Here is a 19,775-nt window from a genome sequence, read left to right as displayed (position 1 = left end):
GAATAATGTACACAAGTCTCCCGCGTAGGTTGGGCGAGCGTAGCGACACCCGACGATAAAGAGCATCAAAAATAGCTAGATTGTTGCTTTTCTACTGCGTAGTGCATCGATAGCAAATGCTATTTATTAAGTGAGTATATTTATCCATGCTCATACTTGCTCAACTGGATTAAGCTATGGCAAATATGGAGGTAAGAGTATCATTGGCAGGTTTTACATATCTATCAATATGGGTGACTAGTAATGGCCACTGGGTGCTGTCCGGATGGCATAGCATCTGTGGTAATTAGCAAGTGTTGCCGTATTATATCCTTAGTGAGGTGGGAGCTATAATTGCCTCAGTTTTACCTACGACAAGCAATTTATCGAGTTTAGTGGTCTGCACTAATTATAAATTAGAATATTTAATGGGTTGTTGGAATTAACTCCCGGTTATTATCACGCTTAACAGTTAGTAAGTTTATGGAAGTGATATTGTGAAATGATTTGAGCTAAAATGATAGCGTAAACTAAAAACCCAACATGAGCTGGGTTTTTAATTAATTTAATGCGCTAGGAGCTACTTATTAGCTTCGTTAAATTATCTATGTAGTTCGCCGACTCTTTCAGGTTGGTAGGTTACTTCTTTTATTTTTACTTTTATTAAACCTCCACCAGGCTTAGGCCATTCAATTTCATCTCCTTGTGATAGCCCAAGTAAAGCGCCGCCTATAGGGGCTAAAATTGATATTTTTTGGCCGCTAGCGTCAAGATCTTTCGGGTAGACAAGAGTTAAATTAAATTCTTCTTTTGAAGATTCTACAACAAAATTTACCGTCGAATTCATGGTAACTATTGTTGCTGGAACGTCTTTAGGATCAACTATAGTTGCTCGTCCTAATTCTGCTTCAAGTTCTTTTTCACCCGCAAAACTGTTTGCTGGCAATGATTCGATTAAATCATATAGTCTATCTGCATCTAATGATGAGATGATTATTTCAGGTCTTTTATTCAACTCAATATCCTTAATAATGTTTATGTAAATAAAACTTACTCTGAGTATGATTCGGCATAAGCTTAATTGCACTAGAATACGTTGAAGTAATTTTTATTTGCAACTCAATAATCAACTATCTTAAGCAATAGTACTTAAGTGACTAAGAGTATAGTTAGTTTTTTATTTTTTCTATAACATTAAAAACCCAGCCGAGGCTGGGTTTTTTTAACCGGGAGGTTTAGGTGGGGTTTACATCATACCGCCCATTCCACCCATACCGCCCATGCCACCCATATCAGGAGCGCTATCATCTTTAGGGATTTCAGCTACCATAGCTTCGGTAGTGATCATTAGACCCGCAATAGACCCTGCAAATTGTAGTGCAGAGCGTGTTACTTTAGTTGGATCTAGGATACCCATTTCAATCATGTCATTGTATTCGCCAGTAGCAGCATTGTAACCAAAGTTACCTGAACCTGCTTTAACTGCGTTAATTACAACTGAAGCTTCGTCACCTGCGTTTGTTACGATTTGACGAAGTGGCGCTTCCATTGCACGAAGTGCAACCTTAATGCCGTGATTTTGATCTTCGTTGTCGCCAACTAAATCTACAAGCTTACTTGCTGCACGAACTAGTGCAACGCCGCCGCCAGGTACTACGCCTTCTTCAACCGCTGCACGAGTTGCATTTAATGCATCTTCAACGCGGTCTTTTTTCTCTTTCATTTCCATTTCAGTCGCAGCACCAACTTTGATTACTGCAACACCGCCAGCTAGTTTAGCCATGCGCTCTTGTAGTTTTTCTTTATCGTAGTCTGATGTTGCTTCTTCGATTTGTGCTTTAATTTGTGAAACACGGCCGTTAATACCTGCTTCTTCGCCAGCACCATCAATGATAGTTGTATCATCTTTAGTGATAATTACGCGCTTAGCTGTACCTAGGTCTTCAACTGTTGCTTTTTCAAGCTCAAGGCCGATTTCTTCTGAAATCACAGTACCGCCAGTTAATACAGCGATATCTTGTAGCATTGCTTTACGACGGTCGCCAAAACCAGGAGCTTTCACTGCTGATACTTTAACAATACCGCGCATGTTATTAACTACTAATGTAGCTAATGCTTCGCCTTCAAGGTCTTCTGCGATGATTAGTAGTGGCTTGCTTGCTTTAGCAACTGCTTCTAATGTTGGTAATAATTCGCGAATGTTAGATATTTTTTTATCTACAAGTAGAATAAATGGGTTATCTAGTTCAACAGTACCTTTTTCTGGGCTGTTAATAAAGTAAGGAGATAGGTAACCACGGTCAAACTGCATGCCTTCAACAACATCGAGTTCATTTTCTAGTGATTGACCTTCTTCTACAGTAATAACACCACTGTTACGGCCTACTTTTTCCATTGCTTGTGCAATGATGTCGCCAATCTCTTTATCAGAGTTAGCTGAAATAGTACCTACTTGTGCAATTGCTTTAGTGTCAGAGCATGGAACAGATAACGCTTTAAGCTCTGCAACAGCAGCAATTACTGCTTTGTCGATGCCGCGCTTAAGGTCCATTGGGTTCATGCCTGCTGCAACAGCTTTAAGGCCTTCGTTTACAATAGACTGTGCAAGTACTGTAGCGGTAGTTGTACCATCGCCGGCTGCATCGTTAGCTTTAGATGCAACTTCTTTAACCATTTGTGCGCCCATGTTTTCAAACTTGTCTTCAAGTTCGATTTCTTTTGCTACAGATACACCATCTTTAGTGATAACTGGAGAGCCAAATGATTTATCTAGTACAACGTTACGGCCTTTAGGACCTAATGTAACTTTTACTGCGTTTGCCAGGATGTTTACGCCAGTTAGCATTTTAGCGCGTGCGTCACCTGCAAAAAGTACTTCTTTTGCTGCCATGTTTTAAATTCCTCTAAATTCTTAAATGTTTATAAACGAAAAGTAGGTTTAGCCTACAATGCCTAAAATATTATCTTCACGCATGATCAGGTACTCTTGACCTTCGATCTTTTCAACTTTCTCAACATATGAGCCAAATAACACAGTGTCACCGGCTTTAACTTCTAATGCTCTAACATCACCGCTTTCTAAAATGCGACCATTACCTACGGCTACAACTTCTCCGCGGGTTGATTTTTCAGCTGCAGAGCCAGTTAATACAATACCGCCAGCAGATTTTGTTTCTTCTTCTAGACGCTTAACGATCACGCGATCATGTAAAGGACGAATATTCATTTATTTAGTTCTCCTAACAGTTTCTGCGAAGGGCAGAAAAAAGCTTATATTGGTTGCATTCAATAATGGGGGTGTTACGCCAAAATCCAAGCGTAAAATTAAAAAAATTAATCTTTTCGTTCAAACTCACCATCTATGATGGTCGGTTTGTTCACTTGATGAGGATCTGCCTCAGTTTGACTGTGCTGGGTAAATGGTGAACCACCTTGTTGCATACCTGCACTCATACGTACAGTAGCTTGGCTAGCAAGGCCGGCTGCCAGTTTGTTGCGAATTACTGGCGTTAATAATAGTAGCCCAAAAACGTCGGTCATAATGCCAGGCGTTAACAATAATACGCCAGCTATAATAACGCATATACCAGTAAATAATTCTTTCGCAGGCATTTGCCCTTCGGCCATTTGAGTTTGTGCTTTTTGTAGCGCGCTCATACCTTGTTGTTTTACCATTTTTGCGCCTAAAATCGCGGTAATAATTACTAGCGCAATTGTCGAAAAACCACCTATTACCTCGCTTACTTGTATAAGTAAGGCGATTTCAATAATAGGAATAATGATAAACAACACAAATAAAAATCTAAACATAAAGCTCTCTAAATAATGAAACTCAAAAGAGTTGATGAAATATAAGTGAGGGTGGAGCGGTCTAATTTCAAGGATACAGTAAGCGCTATTACTATTTTTTTGCAGTTATAGCACCTACACATTACATACGCTATCAGATACTATGCTTACAGACATTATTAAACACATAAAGGTTCATTATGGCGGCGCAATTTAAACTTATTTTTACTACCTGCAAAGATGAAAATGAAGCAAGAGAGCTGGCAAAAGCATTAGTTGAGAGAAAACTGGCTGCATGTGTGAATATTCTACCAAAGGTAGCTTCTATTTATATATGGGAAGGTGAAGTAGTTGAGGCAACCGAAGCTAAACTATTGATCAAAACAAAGTTAGATAAAATGAACGATGTATTTTTAACTATTAAAGCATTACACAGCTACGAAGTGCCAGAGATCCAGGTTGTTGATGTGGCAACGGGTAACCTAGCTTATTTTAATTGGATGGATGAGGTACTTAATTAATGCGTTTTTTCTTTTTGTTACTGGTTGCATTATTAGCGGCTCCAGCTAAGGCTAATAATATACTTGGTGATTTACTTGCACCTCCACAACAAACCTTTTTACAAGTAGACCAAGCATTTGTATTTGATTTTGATCAGCAAGATAATACTTTATTTATAGGCTGGGATATTGCACCTGAATACTACTTATATAAAAATAAAATAGAGATTATTGCCAAAGGCGCGAATATAGAAGTAGGCGACTTAGGTAATGGAGAAGTTATCGAAGATGAGTTCTTTGGTAAAACAGAAGTTTTTTTTAATGCACTTAGTATTGTTAGTAAGCTCAGTAATGTAACTGAGGGAGCAGTAGTAAAAGTGCGTTACCAAGGTTGTGCTGAAGCTGGGTTATGTTACCCACCTGAAGTTATTAGTATTCCGCTAAACAAAATTGCCGGTGAACAGCTGCAAAATGCTGATGATGCTACGCACAGTGCAACCTCTGCAAACGCATTTACAGCATTAAGTCAGGCTAATGCGCCGACAAGCAATGCGCCTAAAAAAGATCTGACCTTTACCGAGCAGTTAGCAAGCCAAGGGCTAATTACTAATTTACTGATATTTTTTGTTGTTGGTGTTGGTCTGGCTTTTACACCGTGTGTATTTCCAATGTTTCCAATTTTGTCGAGCTTAATTGCTGGGCAAAAAAATCTCTCAACTAAAAAAGCCTTCGCGTTATCATTTGTATATATTCAAGGTATGGCAGTGACCTACGCGGCATTAGGTTTGGTTGTGGCCGCACTTGGCGGGCAAGTTCAAGGTTATTTGCAGCACCCTTATGTACTTATTAGCTTTAGTTTATTGTTTGTATTATTAGCAATGTCGATGTTTGGTTGGTACGAAATAAAGCTACCAAGTGGCATGATGAACAAGTTAACCCAAGTAAGTAATAACCAAAAAGGTGGCAACTACGTTGGTGTGTTTTTAATGGGCGTATTATCGGGCTTGATTGCCTCGCCTTGCACCACCGCACCTTTGTCAGCGGCGCTATTGTTTGTAGCACAAAGTGGCGACTATTTAGTGGGGGGATTAACGCTTTATGTACTGAGTTTAGGGATGGGACTGCCATTATTGTTACTCGGTACATCGGGCGGAAAATTATTGCCTAAAGCCGGTGGCTGGATGGAACAAGTTAAAACCCTATTTGGCTTTATTATGCTAGTTGTGCCACTTATATTACTTGAGCGCCTTTTAGATGCCGATGTTATTTTATTAATGGCGGGAGTATTGGCCTTGGCAACCGCGCTTTACTTGCATCACTGGCAAAGTAGCCAAACACAAGGAAAATTAAAAACAGCACTGTGGTTTGCTGCAACGTTACTCGTTGTTAGTGGCTTTAACTTAACTAAAAATTATTTTTGGCCAGTACACATGCAAACAATGCAAGTAAGTGCGCAAAGTAATGAGTTTAAGCAAGTAGCCAATTTAACTGAGTTAAAAGCAGCCGTTGCTCACGCTAATGAGCAAGGCCGACTGGTTATGGTCGACTTATATGCTGATTGGTGTATTGCGTGTAAAGAATTTGAGCATTACACCTTTCCCGATGCAAAAGTGCAAAATGAGTTTAGTCACTTTGAGCTTATTCAAGTCGATTTAACCGACAGCGATAACAAAACAATCGAACTAATGGAAGAATATACGGTGTTTGGTTTACCTAGTATTTTGTTTTTTAATACCCAAGGAGAGGAGCTAAGTGCACAACGTGTTACCGGCTTTTTGAATGCTGAAGATTTTGCTCAGCACCTATCTACACTACGCGCCAGCGTAAAGTAGCAATATAATAGCCCCCCATAATTTAAAGGTGGGGCTATTACTACTGCCTCAACACTTGTACCCAATACAGAGATAAGACCAGTATTTTGCTGTTATTTACGTCGAAATCACTATAATAGTTGGTTAACGTGAGAAATTGTTGTTATCTTATTTTTTATACTCACATTTTTGTAAAAAATTAGCTAACGACTGCTTAACTCATTACTTATAGGATATATCGCGTATTATGGCTGCAAAATTCAAGCTTTTAGTTATAAATGGCCCAAATTTAAATATGCTAGGTAAACGTGAGCCAGATAAATACGGTTCACGTACGCTAAGCGAAATTATGAGCGAACTAACATGTGCCGCTGATAGTTTAAATGTTGAGTTAACGCACTTCCAAAGTAATAGTGAGCAAGCATTGATAGAGCGTATTCACGATACTTGGCAAGCGATTGATTACATAATTATTAATCCTGCTGCATTTACGCATACGAGCGTCGCATTACGTGATGCATTGTTAAGTGTTGATATTCCGTTTTTTGAAGTGCATTTAAGCAACGTGCACGCACGTGAAGCGTTTCGCCATCATTCGTATTTTTCTGATGTGGCGCAAGGCGTAATATGTGGATTAGGTGCAATGGGTTATCACGCAGCGCTTGAAGCTGCAGTAAACCTATTGCAAAACTCAAATTAATTTTAAACACACAAACTAATAGGCGGGCCGTTTATGGATATTCGCAAGATCAAAAAACTTATTGAATTAGTAGAAGAGTCAGGTATTGCTGAGCTAGAAATCACTGAAGGTGAAGAGTCAGTACGTATAAATCGTAATAACATGAGTGCAGGCCCAGGCTATGCTCAGTTTGCGCCACAGCAATATGCACCAGCACCAGTTGCCGCTCCAGTTGCTGCAGCTCCTGCAGCAGCAGTTGAAGCCGCTGCTCCAGCAGCCTCTACAGGTCATCAAGTTAAATCACCTATGGTTGGCTCATTCTACGCTGCAGCTTCACCAGAAGCGCCAGCATACGTAGAAGTTGGTTCTCAAGTTAAAGTTGGCGATACATTATGTATCATCGAAGCAATGAAAATGATGAACCAAATTGAGTCAGACAAAGCTGGTACAGTAAAAGCTATTTTAGCTGAAAATGGCGAGCCAATAGAATTTGATCAACCTTTATTCATCATTGAATAATAGCGCAACCTAAAAGGCCAACTCTAATGTTAGATAAAGTAGTCATTGCAAACCGAGGTGAAATTGCACTTCGTATATTGCGCGCCTGCAAAGAGCTTGGGATCAAAACGGTTGCTGTGCATTCAACGGCAGATCGCGATCTTAAGCATGTATTGCTTGCAGATGAAACCATCTGTATTGGTAAACCAGCAGCAACAGAAAGTTATTTAGATATTCCGCGTATTATTGCCGCGGCTGAAATAACTGACGCTGTAGCGATTCATCCTGGTTATGGTTTTCTTGCAGAAAATGCTGATTTTGCCGATCAAGTTGAGCAAAGTGGTTTTGTATTTATTGGTCCTACTGGCGATACAATTCGTCTTATGGGCGATAAAGTATCTGCAATCGCAGCAATGCGTAAAGCAGGTGTTCCGTGTGTACCAGGCTCAGATGGTCCAGTATCAGATGACAAAGAGCGCAATATGCAAATTGCTAAGCGCATTGGTTATCCGGTAATCATTAAAGCCGCCGGTGGCGGTGGTGGTCGCGGTATGCGTGTTGTGCGCAGCGAAGCTGAACTGATTGATTCAATTGCATTAACCCAACAAGAAGCGAAGCAGTTCTTTGGTAATGGCATGGTTTACATGGAGAAATACCTTGAAAACCCACGTCATATCGAAGTACAAATTTTAGCTGATGGCCAAGGTAATGCAGTGCATTTAGGTGAACGTGATTGCTCTATGCAACGTCGTCACCAAAAAGTAGTAGAAGAAGCACCCGCTCCAGGAATTACAGCAGAAACACGTAAATTTATTGGTGAGCGCTGTACGCGTGCCTGTATTGAAATTGGTTATCGTGGAGCTGGTACGTTTGAGTTTTTATACGAAAACGGCGAGTTTTATTTTATCGAAATGAATACCCGTATTCAGGTTGAGCATACAATTACTGAAATGGTTACAGGTATTGATTTAGTTAAAGAACAGCTAAAAATTGCTGCTGGTCAGCCATTGTCGTTCACTCAAGACGATGTTGTTATTCGCGGCCATGCAATTGAATGTCGTATTAACGCAGAAGACCCAGAAACCTTTATTCCGTCACCGGGTAAAATTACACGTTTTCATCCTGCGGGTGGTTTAGGTATTCGTTGGGACAGCCATATTTATGCTGACTACACGGTTCCACCACATTACGATTCAATGATTGGTAAGCTAATTACTTACGGTGAAAACCGTGACGTAGCAATTGCTCGTGCACGTAACGCACTAAATGAATTAGTAATCGACGGTATTAAAACCAATACTCCGCTGCATAAAAGAATTCTTGCAGACGAAAACTTCCAAAATGGTGGGACTAATATCCACTATCTTGAGAAAAAATTGGGACTATAATTCCTCGTTAATAGAAACCGGCGCTTAGCCGGTTTTTTTATCTTTAAAAATTGGCTGTATCACCTTAAATAAATAATCTGGTATGATTAACAAATATGCGCTTTAATAAATTTTTGAGGTAAAGGTAATAATGTCACGTAGTTTTAAGTCTCACTTGAGTGATGATATTGCCACGGTAACAATGGGCAATCGAATTGCGGCTATTATAGAGCAAGGTGCGGTAATTTATTTACATGGCGATTTAGGCGCGGGTAAAACCACCTTTACACGTGGCATAGTGCAAGGTTTTGGCCATACAGGTAAGGTTAAAAGTCCAACGTATACCTTAGTAGAGCCATATGAGCTGGAGCGCGCTAATGTTTACCACTTTGATTTGTATCGTTTAGGCGATCCAGAAGAACTTGAATATATGGGAATACGCGATTACTTTTCAGCGCAAGCAATTTGTGTGGTTGAATGGCCAGAAAAAGGCGGAGAGTTTATTCCTGTGCCAGATTTAAATATTACCTTAAGCTATGTAGGCGATGAGCGAAATATCGTTATTAATAGTGCCAGTGAGCGTGGTAGCGTAATTATTGAAAAACTAAATAACTTAACCTCAGAGTAATAATATTGGTTATATAACAAATAATAAAATAGTTAAGGCAGTCACTATCAACATGAGTCGCGGTGTAATTAAACTCTTTATTTATCTTGTAGCTATCACTATGAGTTCGTCGCTATGGGCACAAAATACCATTAATAGTGTGCGTGTTTGGCCATCTCCCGATAGCACTCGGGTGGTATTTGATTTAACTGAAAAGCCTGACTTTAGTTATTTTATGCTTAAAAATCCTAGCCGTTTAGTGGTTGATTTAGAGCAAACACGGGAGCTTAAAGTGTTACCCGGTATTCCGCCTGAGCATCAAATTGTTAGTAAGCTTCGTTATTCTAAACCAAAAAATAAACACAGCGTGCGCTTTGTATTTGAATTGAGTGCCCCGGTAAAGCCTGTGGTTTTTGCATTAGCACCAACGGGCCCCTATAAAAACAGGTTGGTTGTTGATCTATATGATAAAAGTGAATCATCCACAGCAGTATCACCAGCGCAAACAGCGGCTAAAAACCGTCAATTAAGCCAAGAGCGCGATATTGTTATTGCGATTGACGCTGGTCACGGTGGCGAAGACCCTGGCTCAATTGGCCCATCGGGTACCTATGAAAAAACGATTACATTACAAATAGCTAAACGCTTAGAGAGGATGATTGACTCTGAGCGCGGGATGATTTCGCGTATGGTGCGCAGCGGCGATTACTTTGTAAAGCTCAATACCCGCACCAATCGTGCTCGTGAGAAAAAAGCTGATTTTTTTGTCTCTATTCATGCTGATGCATTTACGAGCCCAGGTCCAAATGGTGCCTCAGTGTGGGTGTTATCACTGCGCCGTGCTAACTCAGAAATAGGTAAATGGATTGAAGATAAAGAAAAACACTCTGAGCTTTTAGGTGGCGCGGCAGATGTAATAAAAGATGCCGCCAATGAAAAGTACTTAGCGCAAGCACTGCTTGATATGTCGATGGATCATTCGATGAAAACCGGTTTGAGCGTTGCTGATGAAGTAGTAAAAGAGCTGCGTAAGGTGGCAAAGTTACATAAAAAAGACCCTCAACATGCGAGTCTTGCAGTATTAAAGTCACCAGACATTCCTTCTATTTTAATCGAAACAGGGTTTATTTCTAATCCCCGTGAAGAAAAATTGCTAAAAAGTGCTAATCACCAAGAGCGTTTAGCCAAAGCTATATTTACCTCAATTAAAAATTATTACTTAAAAAATCCACCTGACGATTCTTTATTTGCCAAGTTAAAGTCGCAATATCCAACCAAGCATAAAGTTCGCCCGGGGGAGTCGTTAAGCATGTTAGCGAGTCGCTACGGCATAACTATAAACAAGTTAAAGCAGGCGAATAAATTAAGCTCTAATACCTTATTTATTGGCCAAGAACTCGATATACCGCAAAGTTAATTGCTTATCATTAGAGCCATGTTTGTTAGGAAGTTGAATGAGTATTGAAATACTACCCGCACGTTTAGCGAACCAAATTGCTGCAGGTGAAGTGGTCGAGCGCCCCGCGTCGGTGGTAAAAGAATTAGTAGAAAACAGCCTAGATGCTGGTGCTACACGCATTCAAATAGATATTGAGCGAGGTGGGCACAAACTAATTCGTATTCGTGACAATGGTGCGGGTATTGCTCAAGACGAGCTTACATTGGCGCTTTCTCGCCATGCAACCAGTAAATTGAAATCCCTCGATGATTTAGAAAATATTTGCTCACTGGGATTTAGAGGTGAAGCACTGGCGTCAATTAGTTCCGTTTCGCGCTTAACGCTAAGCTCAAAAACTAAACATCAAGAAGCCGCTTGGCAAGCATTTGCACAAGGCCGCGATATGGCTGTGCAAGTAAAACCAGTAGCGCACCCAGATGGCACCACCATAGAAGTAAAAGATTTATTTTTTAATACGCCAGCCCGGCGCAAATTTTTACGTACCGAAAAAACAGAGTTTAGCCATATTGATGAGCTTATAAAGCGCATTGCGCTGAGTCGATTTGATGTATCTATTACCCTTACTCATAATGAAAAAGTAGTCAGGCAGTACCGTGCTAAAACTGATCCTAGCCAAGCAATTGCCCGTGTAGCGCAAGTGGCGGGTAAAGTATTTGCTGAGCAAGGCTTGCATATTCAATCGGGCGAGGGGGGCTTGCAGCTCCATGGCTGGGTATTGCCGGTTGGTTCTGCTAACACCGTGCAGTATACCTATGTAAACAATCGCATGATGCGCGACAAGCTTATACTGCACGCTATTCGCCAAGCATTTGAAGAAGTAAGTGGTGCCCAAGAGTTACCCGGTTTTGTTATTTATATTGATATTGACCCTCGTCAAGTTGATGTAAATGTTCATCCGGCAAAACACGAAGTACGTTTTCATCAAGGGCGTTTAGTACACGACTTTATACTACAAGCAATTAAACAAGTTGTTGTGCCACTGCAAGGTGAGTTTACTAATGAGCCTTTAAATAACCTAGCCGATACGGCATTTAGTCAGACAGACACTGCGCGTTCTCCCACTGGGAATTTTGAGTCGGGTGAGGTATTTGATTATCCTAAATCGCAATTGCAACCATCTCATAGTGTCAGTTCTGGCGGCGCATCGCTAGGTTCGCGTAGTGCGGGAGGGAGTGGCGGCGCCTACAGAGCTACACCTAGCACTAATCATCATGATATTAATGCTTTTTATCAGGGCGTGAGTGAGCAGCATGCCGCGCATTTTGACCAAGGCGCTCACGTATCTGTTGGGGTTAACCAGTCACACGCTGTGGAGCAGGCAGTGGCTTTAAAAACGGTTGCTATTATCAGCATCAACGAAGGCGTGTGTGTGTTTAGCAGCGAGCAGCAATTGTATTGCTCACATTTTAAATATGCATTAGTTGATGATTGGCATGAGCAAATAAAAGAGCAGGGCAGCTTAGAGGGCAAAGCGCTGTTGTTGCCAGTACGGGTTAATTTATCCAAGCAAGACTGTGAGCTAATAGCAGCGCAACAGTCGTGGTTTACGCTATTAGGTTTTGAGCTAATTATTGAAAAACAGTTTGTGATGGTTAAAAAACTTCCTGCGTGCTTATATTTATTAGACGTTACTAGCGCGGTTGAAAGCCTGCTGGAAGCGTGTAAAGCACCACTTGAAAACATAGAAAGCTGGTTGGCGTGGCAGATGCAGCACACACCAGCGCGTTTTTATTCCAGCAATATCTTTTTAGCGCAGCAAGCCCGCATGCAAAATAATCCGCAAACAATTGAACGTTTGCGTGTAAAAGCAGTTAAAATAGATATAGAGCACTATTTAACGCAATTAGATTAAGGTATTCGTGTTGAGTAATTTACCAGTCATATTTTTAATGGGTCCAACTGCAGCGGGTAAAACGGCGTTGGCAATTTCATTGTGTGAGCATTTAAATACCGAAATAATTAGTGTTGATTCAGCGTTAGTATATAAGGGTATGGATATTGGCACGGCTAAACCCGATGCATCAGAGTTAGCACGTGCTCCGCATCACTTAATTGATTTACTTGACCCAAGTGAAACTTATTCAGTTGCTGATTTTAGACGTGATGCGATAATAAAAATAGATGAATTTCATCAGCAAGGTAAGGTGCCGGTATTAGTTGGCGGCACCATGTTGTACTTCAAGGCTCTGATTGATGGTTTATCACCACTGCCAGAAGCTAACGTGGAAATAAGAGCCGAACTTGAAGCGCAAGCTGCGCAATATGGCTGGCCACATTTGTATCAAGAACTGGTAAAAATAGACCCGCAAGCAGCGCAAAAAATGAGTGAAAACGATTCACAAAGAATTAATCGTGCTTTAGAGGTATACAAATTAACAGGTAAAACCATGACCGAGCTGCAAAAGCAAAAACAGCCGGTTTTACCTTATACTTTTCATCAATTTGCTATTGCGCCAACGCAGCGCAGTGAATTACATCAGCGAATTGAAAAAAGGTTTAAAATAATGCTCGAACAGGGGTTTGAAAATGAAGTTTCGACCCTATATCTACGTAAGGATTTACACCCCAATATGCCTTCTATTCGTTGTGTAGGTTATAGACAAATGTGGGATTACCTTGCGGGTGAAATTGACCATGATGAAATGGTATTTCGCGGCATTGCGGCTACACGTCAATTGGCTAAACGCCAATTAACTTGGTTAAGAAGCTGGCCTGATGTTACATGGTTAACAACGGGTGATGAAGAAAACTTGCATCGTGTAGTAAGTTCGCTAAGCTAGTAGTAGTTGAATAAAATTTAGCTTTGTTAAATAAGTTCAGCCACTTAATTATAATAACACCTAGAACGAAGGAATAATAACATGGCAAAAGGCCAATCGTTACAAGACCCATTTTTGAATGCACTACGCCGTGAGCGCATCCCAGTATCAATCTTTTTGGTTAATGGCATAAAATTACAAGGTAAAATTCAGTCATTTGATCAATTTGTTATTTTACTAGAAAACACCGTAAATCAAATGGTGTATAAACATGCAATTTCAACAGTTGTTCCTGCTCGTGCAGTTAATTTCCAAGGTGTTCAAGAAAATGACGACACTGAAGAACCTGAAGCTGGAAACATTTAAATTAGGAGCGTGATGCTTGTTTGACCGCTATAAATCTGGCGAACAGGCAGTTTTAGTTCATATTGACTTTCCTAAAGAGGGGGATCGTGAAGATCTTCACGAATTAGAATTGTTGGTATCTTCTGCTGGTGTTAGTAGTTTGGCGGTTGTGCAAGGCAGCCGTCAAGCACCACATCCGAAACTATTTGTCGGAACTGGTAAAGCAGAAGAAATAGCTGAGACTGTTAAAATCCACAATGCCGATGTCGTTATTTTTAATCATCAACTCAGACCGTCCCAAGAGCGTAACTTAGAACGCATTTTGCAATGTCGTGTGCTTGATAGAACCACCCTTATTCTTGATATATTTGCGCAACGTGCACGTACCCACGAAGGTAAGTTGCAAGTTGAACTGGCGCAATTGCGTCATATGTCCACGCGACTAATTCGTGGTTGGACGCATTTAGAGCGTCAAAAAGGGGGCGTGGGTTTGCGTGGGCCAGGTGAAACACAGCTCGAAACCGATAGACGCTTATTGCGCGCCCGCCTGCAAAATATTCGTGCACGCCTAGATAAAGTTGCTGTACAGCGCGAGCAAGGTAGACGAGCTCGTAGCCGTAACGAAATACCAACTGTATCGTTAGTAGGGTATACTAACGCGGGTAAATCAACATTATTTAATCGTATTACAAACTCAGATGTTTATGCTGCAGATCAATTGTTTGCGACGCTTGACCCAACGTTACGAAAACTTGAGTTAGGCGATGTTGGTCCGGTTATTTTAGCCGATACTGTTGGCTTTATTCGCCATTTGCCGCATGACTTAGTGGCGGCATTTAAAGCGACGCTAACAGAAACGCGAGAAGCCGACTTACAGCTGCATGTTATTGATGTGGCAGATGCACGACTAAAAGAAAATATTGAACAAGTACAATCAGTACTCAAAGAAATTGAAGCTGATGAAGTACCGCAATTATTGGTTTATAACAAAATTGATGCGCTGGATGATATTACTGCGCGTATTGATCGCGATGATGAAGGCCAACCTATAAGGGTATGGCTTTCTGCTCAAACCGGCGAAGGTTGCGAGTTACTTAGCGAAGCTATTAGCGAATTACTTGCTAAACAAATGCTTAGCGAAACATTATTGCTCGCACCACAATATGGACGGTTAAGATCGTCGTTATTTAGTTTAAGTGCGGTAAGCGACGAGCGCTTTGATGAACAAGGTAACTGGCTGTTAGATGTTAGGTTACCTGTAGTTGAGTGGAATCGTTTAATTAAAGAATTTGGTCCTGAAATTGCTGGTTTTATCGTCTGTGATTAAAAATTGATGTAATTAATGTCGGTTTTTGTATAAGAAACGCAGTAGATTTGTTAGATTTAACTCAATTTCCTTATTTATTTAGATAACAATGGAGTATAGCTATGGCCTGGAATGAACCGGGTAATAATGGCAATGATAAAGATCCGTGGAATAACAAAGGCGGACGAGATCAAGGCCCACCTGATTTAGACGAGGTGCTGCGTAAATTCAGTAACAAGTTTAGTGGCTTATTTGGCGGCAAAAAACCGGGCAATGGTAGCGGCGGTGGACTTGGTGGAGCCGGTATTTCATTTATACTTATAATTGCTGTAATTGTATGGGCACTCAGTGGTATTTATACCGTGAAAGAAGCTGAGCGTGGTGTGGTTCTTCAATTTGGTAAGTATGATCGTATTGCTGATCCTGGTCTGCGTTGGAAAATGACCTTTATTGAAACCATAATACCAGTAGATATTGAAGCTGTTCGTTCATTATCAACGTCTGGTTTTATGTTAACTGAAGACGAAAACGTAGTAAGCGTTGAGTTCCAAGTTCAATATCGTGTTATTGACCCATACTTGTATAAATTTAGTGTAACTAATGCTGATAGTAGCTTAGAAGAAGCACTAGAAAGTGCACTACGTTATGTAGTTGGCCATGCAAAAATGGACCAAGTACTGACAAACGGCCGTGAGGTTGTGCGCCAAAATACATGGGATGAGCTGAACAAGGTTATTGAACCTTATAACTTAGGTTTAATTGTGACTGACGTGAACTTTAAAGATTCTCGTCCACCGGCTGAAGTTAAAGATGCGTTTGATGATGCAATTGCTGCACAAGAAGATGAAGAGCGCTTTATCCGTGAAGCTGAAGCATATGCGCGTGAAATTGAACCTCGTGCTCGTGGTCAAGTTACACGTATGACTCAAGAAGCCGAAGGTTATCAAGAGCGTATTACACTTGAGGCACAAGGTGAAGTTGCTCGTTTTGAAAAGCTATTACCAGAATATCAAGCGGCTAAAACAGTAACTCGTGAACGTTTATACATTGATGCAATGCAAGAAGTATTAGGCAATAGCTCTAAAGTACTTGTTGATGTAAAAGGTGGCAACAACATGATGTACTTACCACTTGATAAAATTATGGAAAAGCAAGGCACAGCAACCCGTGTTGCACTTCCTAGCTCAAGTGATATTCAAGATTTACGTAACAAAGTAAATACGTCACGCAATAGCTCTGTTAATAGTGGTAGTGACCGCTTTAACAACGATCGTTTTAATGATGGGAGATAACAATAATGAAAAACTTTAGTTTAGTCATACTATTAGCTGCCATTGTAATGTCTTTCTCGTCAGTTTTTGTTGTACCTGAAGGGCAAAAAGCAATTGTTTTGTTATTCAGTAAAGTACAAAAAGACAGTGATGATCAAGCCATAGTGTACAGCCCAGGCTTACAATTTAAAGTACCATTTTTTAGCCAAGTACGTCGTATTGATGCACGTATTCAAACGCTTGATGGTACACCAGACCGCTTTGTAACGAGCGAGAAAAAAGACTTAATTGTTGACTCGTTTGTAAAATGGCGTGTTAACGACTTTAGTGCTTTTTACTTGCGTGCTCGTGGCGATAAGCAATATGCTGAAACGCTGCTAGAACAAAAAGTAAATAACGGTCTACGTACTAACTTTGGTACGCGTACTATTCGTGAAATAGTGTCGGGTGAGCGTAGCGAGTTAATGGAAGAGGCGTTAGTACAAGCTTCTGAAAGTGCCCGCGAGCTAGGTATTGAAGTACTTGACGTGCGTGTTAAGCAAATAAACTTACCACAAGAAGTCAGCAGCTCGATTTATCAACGTATGCGTGCTGAGCGTACTGCGGTTGCTAAAGAGCATCGTTCAGAGGGTCAAGAAAAAGCCGAAACAATTCGTGCTGGCGTTGATCGTCGTGTAACGGTAATGCTTGCCGATGCTGAGCGTAATTCACGTACAGTACGTGGTCAAGGTGATGCAGATGCAGCAGCTATTTATGCTAATGCGTACAATAAAGATCCTGAGTTTTTTAGTTTTGTTCGTTCGTTAGAGGCGTATAAACAAACCTTTAAAAACAAGCAAGACGTAATGGTTCTTTCACCAGATAGCGACTTCTTTAAATATATGAAAGGTGCTACTGCACAATAAAGCTAACCAATATATTTAAATCTTAAAAGCCTCGCGTTAGTGGGGCTTTTTATTGAAACAGATTTAATGCATTAAACCACTGTTATCTATGTGGTTATTAGTTAATATTTATACATATAAATATACGAGCGGAAAATATAAGCTAAACGGGGTGAACTTTGGCTTTGTTTTCTGGTAAAATCTTGTCCTAATTTTTTTAAGTGAAGTTACAATGGGTAAAAACGTTGTTGTATTAGGCACCCAATGGGGTGACGAAGGTAAGGGTAAGGTAGTTGACCTCCTTACAGATAAAGCATCTTTAGTAGTTCGTTATCAAGGTGGGCACAATGCTGGCCATACCTTAGTGATCGACGGTGAAAAGACAGTTCTGCACCTTATTCCATCGGGTGTATTACGTGACAATGTTAAATGTGTGATTGGTAATGGTGTTGTATTATCACCAGAAGCGCTAATGAGAGAGATTGGCATGTTAGAAGCACGTGGCGTACCTGTACGCGAGCGTCTTTTAATCAGTGCTGCATGTCCATTAATTTTGCCTTTCCATGTTGCATTAGATGTAGCCCGTGAGACTGCACGTGGTGATAAGCCAATTGGTACAACTGGCCGTGGTATCGGTCCTGCGTACGAAGATAAAGTGGCACGTCGTGGTTTGCGCGTAGGGGATTTATTTAATCCTGAACTATTCGCAGCAAAACTAGAAGAAGTTCTTGAATACCATAACTTTACTTTAGTTAATTACTATAAAGTAGATGCTGTTGATTTTCAGAAAACCTTTGATGACGCAATGGCCGTTGCTGATATTTTAAAAGCGATGATTGTTGATGTTACTGAGCTTTTAGATCAAACGCGTTTAGCTGGCGACAACATTTTGTTTGAAGGCGCACAAGGTACGTTACTTGATATCGATCATGGTACTTACCCTTATGTAACGTCTTCTAACACTACAGCTGGTGGCGTTGCTACTGGTGCTGGTTTTGGCCCACTACACCTTGATTATGTGCTTGGTATTATTAAAGCATATACTACACGTGTTGGTTCAGGCCCTTTTCCTACAGAGCTTTACGACGGCCTTGATAAGCAAGACCCAGTTGGTAAGCACTTAGGCGATAAAGGCCATGAGTTTGGCGCAACCACTGGTCGACTTCGTCGTACTGGTTGGTTAGATGCCGTAGCAATGCGTCGTGCAGTGCAAATCAATAGTATTTCTGGTTTTTGTTTAACTAAGCTTGATGTTTTAGATGGCTTAGAAACACTTAAAATCTGTACTGGTTATAAGCTTGAAGATGGCACAGTTACTAACGTAACGCCATTAGCAGCTGAAGGTTACGAAAAAGTAACGCCAATATACGAAGAAATGCCTGGTTGGTCAGAAAATACTGTTGGTGTAACTAGCCTTGATGGTTTACCAAAAGCAGCGATTGATTACGTTAAGCGTATTGAAGAGCTCACAGGTGTTCCTGTTGATATTATTTCTACTGGTCCTGATCGTGTAGAAACTATGATACTTCGCAATCCGTTTGCGTAATATCAACTAGACTTGAAAAAAGCTGCTTAATGCAGCTTTTTTTATGTCTAAAAATAACAATAGAGTATAATAAATAACCTGAGATCCGGATAATAAACTTATCTCAAGCAGCTATTTTCAGCGCTAACTGCGTTGAATTTACTTGCAATAGGCCAGCTATTGACGCATAAATTCGCCTTGTTTTCACTGAAAACCTCTGGCTAGAGAAAATAAAATTAAATATAACTATGATTCAATACGTTAGTAAACCTCTTAACTAGAGTTCAGGTTAAATATTAATTTTGGAACGATCTTTGTATAGTATTTAATAGGTTTATTTTTATAAGTGATAAAGATGCAGTTACTTTTTAGTCATTCAGTTTTGTTATTACCATTAATGACACTCTCTTTATTGATGAGCAGCAATAGCTTAGCAGAAGAAACGGCAGCAGCAGTGCCACTGTATACTGAGACTGAGTTAATTTCGCTAATTAATAAAAACACCCATTTAGCCCGGGTTAAGGCAGATGATTGCCAGTTAGTACAAGATATAGAAGCGCGAGCCAATAAAATGGCATTACCATCGTATCAGTTTTTATATGGCGATATGCTAGCCTATAACGTATGTGTTGATCGCGATGTAGAGTTAGGTGTGTACTATATGCAAAAAGCGGCTGAGCAGGGCTTAGCAGCGGCTTTAGAGCAGTTAGGGCGTTACTACGACATTGGGCGTTTGGTACAACAAGATAAAGCAATGGCAATCACTTATTTGCGTGAAGCGTCATCGCAGGGAAATTTAAAAGCGCAGTTTCGCTTAGTTAAGTTATTTAACCAAGGCTACGGCAGTCCACGCGACTTTGAAGATATGTATCGTTGGTTATTTTATGCCAAGGTTGCAGATGCCAATACACATAAAAAAATTGAGCGCTTATTAGCTCAGTTAGCCGAAAAAATGCCAGCCAGCGTTGTGGCTCGTGCTCGCCTACCTATGTAAGC

Annotated in this window: 19 protein-coding genes; 15 read left to right on the top strand and 4 right to left on the bottom strand. The window is 40.6% G+C overall.

Features of this window, described 5'->3' with window-relative positions; translation table 11 throughout:
- Positions 1-580: 580 nt before the first annotated feature.
- The 4 genes from rnk to AAEZ18_RS11685 form a co-directional block, all read right to left on the bottom strand.
- The gene (rnk, locus tag AAEZ18_RS11700) at positions 581-994 is read right to left on the bottom strand and encodes a nucleoside diphosphate kinase regulator (RefSeq protein ID WP_041454318.1); all 414 of its coding nucleotides are present in this window, start codon (positions 992-994) and stop codon (positions 581-583) included.
- 231 nt (positions 995-1,225) lie between these two features.
- On the bottom strand, positions 1,226-2,869 hold the full coding sequence (gene groL / locus AAEZ18_RS11695) for a chaperonin GroEL (protein ID WP_011326972.1): 1,644 nt from the start codon (positions 2,867-2,869) through the stop codon (positions 1,226-1,228).
- Positions 2,870-2,917: 48 nt separating this feature from the next.
- Entirely contained in the window at positions 2,918-3,205 is a 288-nt protein-coding gene (locus tag AAEZ18_RS11690; RefSeq protein ID WP_011326973.1) for a co-chaperone GroES, read from the bottom strand.
- A gap of 107 nt (positions 3,206-3,312) precedes the next feature.
- Positions 3,313-3,789 carry an FxsA family protein gene (locus tag AAEZ18_RS11685; RefSeq protein WP_011326974.1) on the bottom strand — a complete coding sequence of 159 codons (477 nt, stop codon included), beginning with the start codon at positions 3,787-3,789 and terminating at the stop codon, positions 3,313-3,315.
- Positions 3,790-3,968: 179 nt separating this feature from the next.
- On the opposite strand from AAEZ18_RS11685, the gene cutA reads away from it, so the two are divergent.
- From cutA to AAEZ18_RS11610, 15 genes are all read left to right on the top strand, one after another.
- Complete coding sequence (gene cutA, locus AAEZ18_RS11680) at positions 3,969-4,289, top strand: divalent-cation tolerance protein CutA (protein ID WP_011326975.1); 321 nt, start codon at positions 3,969-3,971, stop codon at positions 4,287-4,289.
- The gene (locus tag AAEZ18_RS11675; protein ID WP_089367622.1) at positions 4,289-6,100 is read left to right on the top strand and encodes a protein-disulfide reductase DsbD; all 1,812 of its coding nucleotides are present in this window, start codon (positions 4,289-4,291) and stop codon (positions 6,098-6,100) included. The genes cutA and AAEZ18_RS11675 overlap by 1 nt, the downstream gene beginning before the upstream one ends.
- Before the next feature lie 226 nt (positions 6,101-6,326).
- On the top strand, positions 6,327-6,779 hold the full coding sequence (gene aroQ, locus AAEZ18_RS11670; RefSeq protein WP_089367623.1) for a type II 3-dehydroquinate dehydratase: 453 nt from the start codon (positions 6,327-6,329) through the stop codon (positions 6,777-6,779).
- Between the two features lie 33 nt (positions 6,780-6,812).
- Positions 6,813-7,277: an acetyl-CoA carboxylase biotin carboxyl carrier protein gene (accB, locus tag AAEZ18_RS11665; protein WP_011326978.1), complete on the top strand. Its 465-nt coding sequence runs from the start codon at positions 6,813-6,815 to the stop codon at positions 7,275-7,277.
- A 26-nt stretch (positions 7,278-7,303) separates the two neighbouring features.
- Positions 7,304-8,644 carry an acetyl-CoA carboxylase biotin carboxylase subunit gene (accC, locus tag AAEZ18_RS11660; RefSeq protein ID WP_011326979.1) on the top strand — a complete coding sequence of 447 codons (1,341 nt, stop codon included), beginning with the start codon at positions 7,304-7,306 and terminating at the stop codon, positions 8,642-8,644.
- A 130-nt stretch (positions 8,645-8,774) separates the two neighbouring features.
- Positions 8,775-9,251 carry a tRNA (adenosine(37)-N6)-threonylcarbamoyltransferase complex ATPase subunit type 1 TsaE gene (tsaE, locus tag AAEZ18_RS11655; protein ID WP_011326980.1) on the top strand — a complete coding sequence of 159 codons (477 nt, stop codon included), beginning with the start codon at positions 8,775-8,777 and terminating at the stop codon, positions 9,249-9,251.
- A 52-nt stretch (positions 9,252-9,303) separates the two neighbouring features.
- Positions 9,304-10,647, top strand: coding sequence for an N-acetylmuramoyl-L-alanine amidase (locus AAEZ18_RS11650; RefSeq protein WP_041454319.1), 1,344 nt, complete (start codon positions 9,304-9,306; stop codon positions 10,645-10,647).
- A 37-nt stretch (positions 10,648-10,684) separates the two neighbouring features.
- Entirely contained in the window at positions 10,685-12,541 is a 1,857-nt protein-coding gene (gene mutL, locus AAEZ18_RS11645) for a DNA mismatch repair endonuclease MutL (RefSeq protein WP_350594778.1), read from the top strand.
- A 10-nt stretch (positions 12,542-12,551) separates the two neighbouring features.
- Entirely contained in the window at positions 12,552-13,469 is a 918-nt protein-coding gene (gene miaA, locus AAEZ18_RS11640) for a tRNA (adenosine(37)-N6)-dimethylallyltransferase MiaA (RefSeq protein WP_041454320.1), read from the top strand.
- 81 nt (positions 13,470-13,550) lie between these two features.
- Entirely contained in the window at positions 13,551-13,814 is a 264-nt protein-coding gene (hfq, locus tag AAEZ18_RS11635) for an RNA chaperone Hfq (protein WP_011326984.1), read from the top strand.
- Positions 13,815-13,830: 16 nt separating this feature from the next.
- Complete coding sequence (gene hflX, locus AAEZ18_RS11630; RefSeq protein WP_011326985.1) at positions 13,831-15,120, top strand: ribosome rescue GTPase HflX; 1,290 nt, start codon at positions 13,831-13,833, stop codon at positions 15,118-15,120.
- Positions 15,121-15,221: 101 nt separating this feature from the next.
- On the top strand, positions 15,222-16,391 hold the full coding sequence (hflK, locus tag AAEZ18_RS11625) for an FtsH protease activity modulator HflK (protein WP_011326986.1): 1,170 nt from the start codon (positions 15,222-15,224) through the stop codon (positions 16,389-16,391).
- Positions 16,392-16,396: 5 nt separating this feature from the next.
- Positions 16,397-17,275: a protease modulator HflC gene (gene hflC, locus AAEZ18_RS11620; protein WP_011326987.1), complete on the top strand. Its 879-nt coding sequence runs from the start codon at positions 16,397-16,399 to the stop codon at positions 17,273-17,275.
- A gap of 211 nt (positions 17,276-17,486) precedes the next feature.
- On the top strand, positions 17,487-18,800 hold the full coding sequence (locus AAEZ18_RS11615) for an adenylosuccinate synthase (RefSeq protein WP_011326988.1): 1,314 nt from the start codon (positions 17,487-17,489) through the stop codon (positions 18,798-18,800).
- Between the two features lie 334 nt (positions 18,801-19,134).
- The gene (locus AAEZ18_RS11610) at positions 19,135-19,773 is read left to right on the top strand and encodes a tetratricopeptide repeat protein (protein ID WP_011326989.1); all 639 of its coding nucleotides are present in this window, start codon (positions 19,135-19,137) and stop codon (positions 19,771-19,773) included.
- The last annotated feature ends 2 nt before the right edge of the window (positions 19,774-19,775 follow it).

The organism is Pseudoalteromonas sp. 19-MNA-CIBAN-0066, assembly GCF_040308705.1.
In the GTDB taxonomy this organism is placed as follows: Bacteria; Pseudomonadota; Gammaproteobacteria; order Enterobacterales; family Alteromonadaceae; genus Pseudoalteromonas; species Pseudoalteromonas nigrifaciens.
The sequence above is the reverse complement of the archived record's forward strand: the minus strand, read 5'-3'. Positions and strand labels throughout refer to the sequence as shown.

Bases quoted from the DNA above. Each gene is read 5' to 3' on its own strand.
- cutA (WP_011326975.1), top strand. From the start codon at position 3,969: ATGGCGGCGCAATTTAAACTTATTTTTACTACCTGCAAAGATGAAAAT.
- AAEZ18_RS11675 (WP_089367622.1), top strand. From the start codon at position 4,289: ATGCGTTTTTTCTTTTTGTTACTGGTTGCATTATTAGCGGCTCCAGCT.
- accB (WP_011326978.1), top strand. From the start codon at position 6,813: ATGGATATTCGCAAGATCAAAAAACTTATTGAATTAGTAGAAGAGTCA.
- mutL (WP_350594778.1), top strand. From the start codon at position 10,685: ATGAGTATTGAAATACTACCCGCACGTTTAGCGAACCAAATTGCTGCA.
- AAEZ18_RS11610 (WP_011326989.1), top strand. From the start codon at position 19,135: ATGCAGTTACTTTTTAGTCATTCAGTTTTGTTATTACCATTAATGACA.
- AAEZ18_RS11615 (WP_011326988.1), top strand. From the start codon at position 17,487: ATGGGTAAAAACGTTGTTGTATTAGGCACCCAATGGGGTGACGAAGGT.
- hflC (WP_011326987.1), top strand. From the start codon at position 16,397: ATGAAAAACTTTAGTTTAGTCATACTATTAGCTGCCATTGTAATGTCT.
- hflK (WP_011326986.1), top strand. From the start codon at position 15,222: ATGGCCTGGAATGAACCGGGTAATAATGGCAATGATAAAGATCCGTGG.
- AAEZ18_RS11685 (WP_011326974.1), bottom strand. From the start codon at position 3,789: ATGTTTAGATTTTTATTTGTGTTGTTTATCATTATTCCTATTATTGAA.
- hfq (WP_011326984.1), top strand. From the start codon at position 13,551: ATGGCAAAAGGCCAATCGTTACAAGACCCATTTTTGAATGCACTACGC.
- groL (WP_011326972.1), bottom strand. From the start codon at position 2,869: ATGGCAGCAAAAGAAGTACTTTTTGCAGGTGACGCACGCGCTAAAATG.
- AAEZ18_RS11650 (WP_041454319.1), top strand. From the start codon at position 9,304: ATGAGTCGCGGTGTAATTAAACTCTTTATTTATCTTGTAGCTATCACT.
- aroQ (WP_089367623.1), top strand. From the start codon at position 6,327: ATGGCTGCAAAATTCAAGCTTTTAGTTATAAATGGCCCAAATTTAAAT.
- tsaE (WP_011326980.1), top strand. From the start codon at position 8,775: ATGTCACGTAGTTTTAAGTCTCACTTGAGTGATGATATTGCCACGGTA.
- accC (WP_011326979.1), top strand. From the start codon at position 7,304: ATGTTAGATAAAGTAGTCATTGCAAACCGAGGTGAAATTGCACTTCGT.
- AAEZ18_RS11690 (WP_011326973.1), bottom strand. From the start codon at position 3,205: ATGAATATTCGTCCTTTACATGATCGCGTGATCGTTAAGCGTCTAGAA.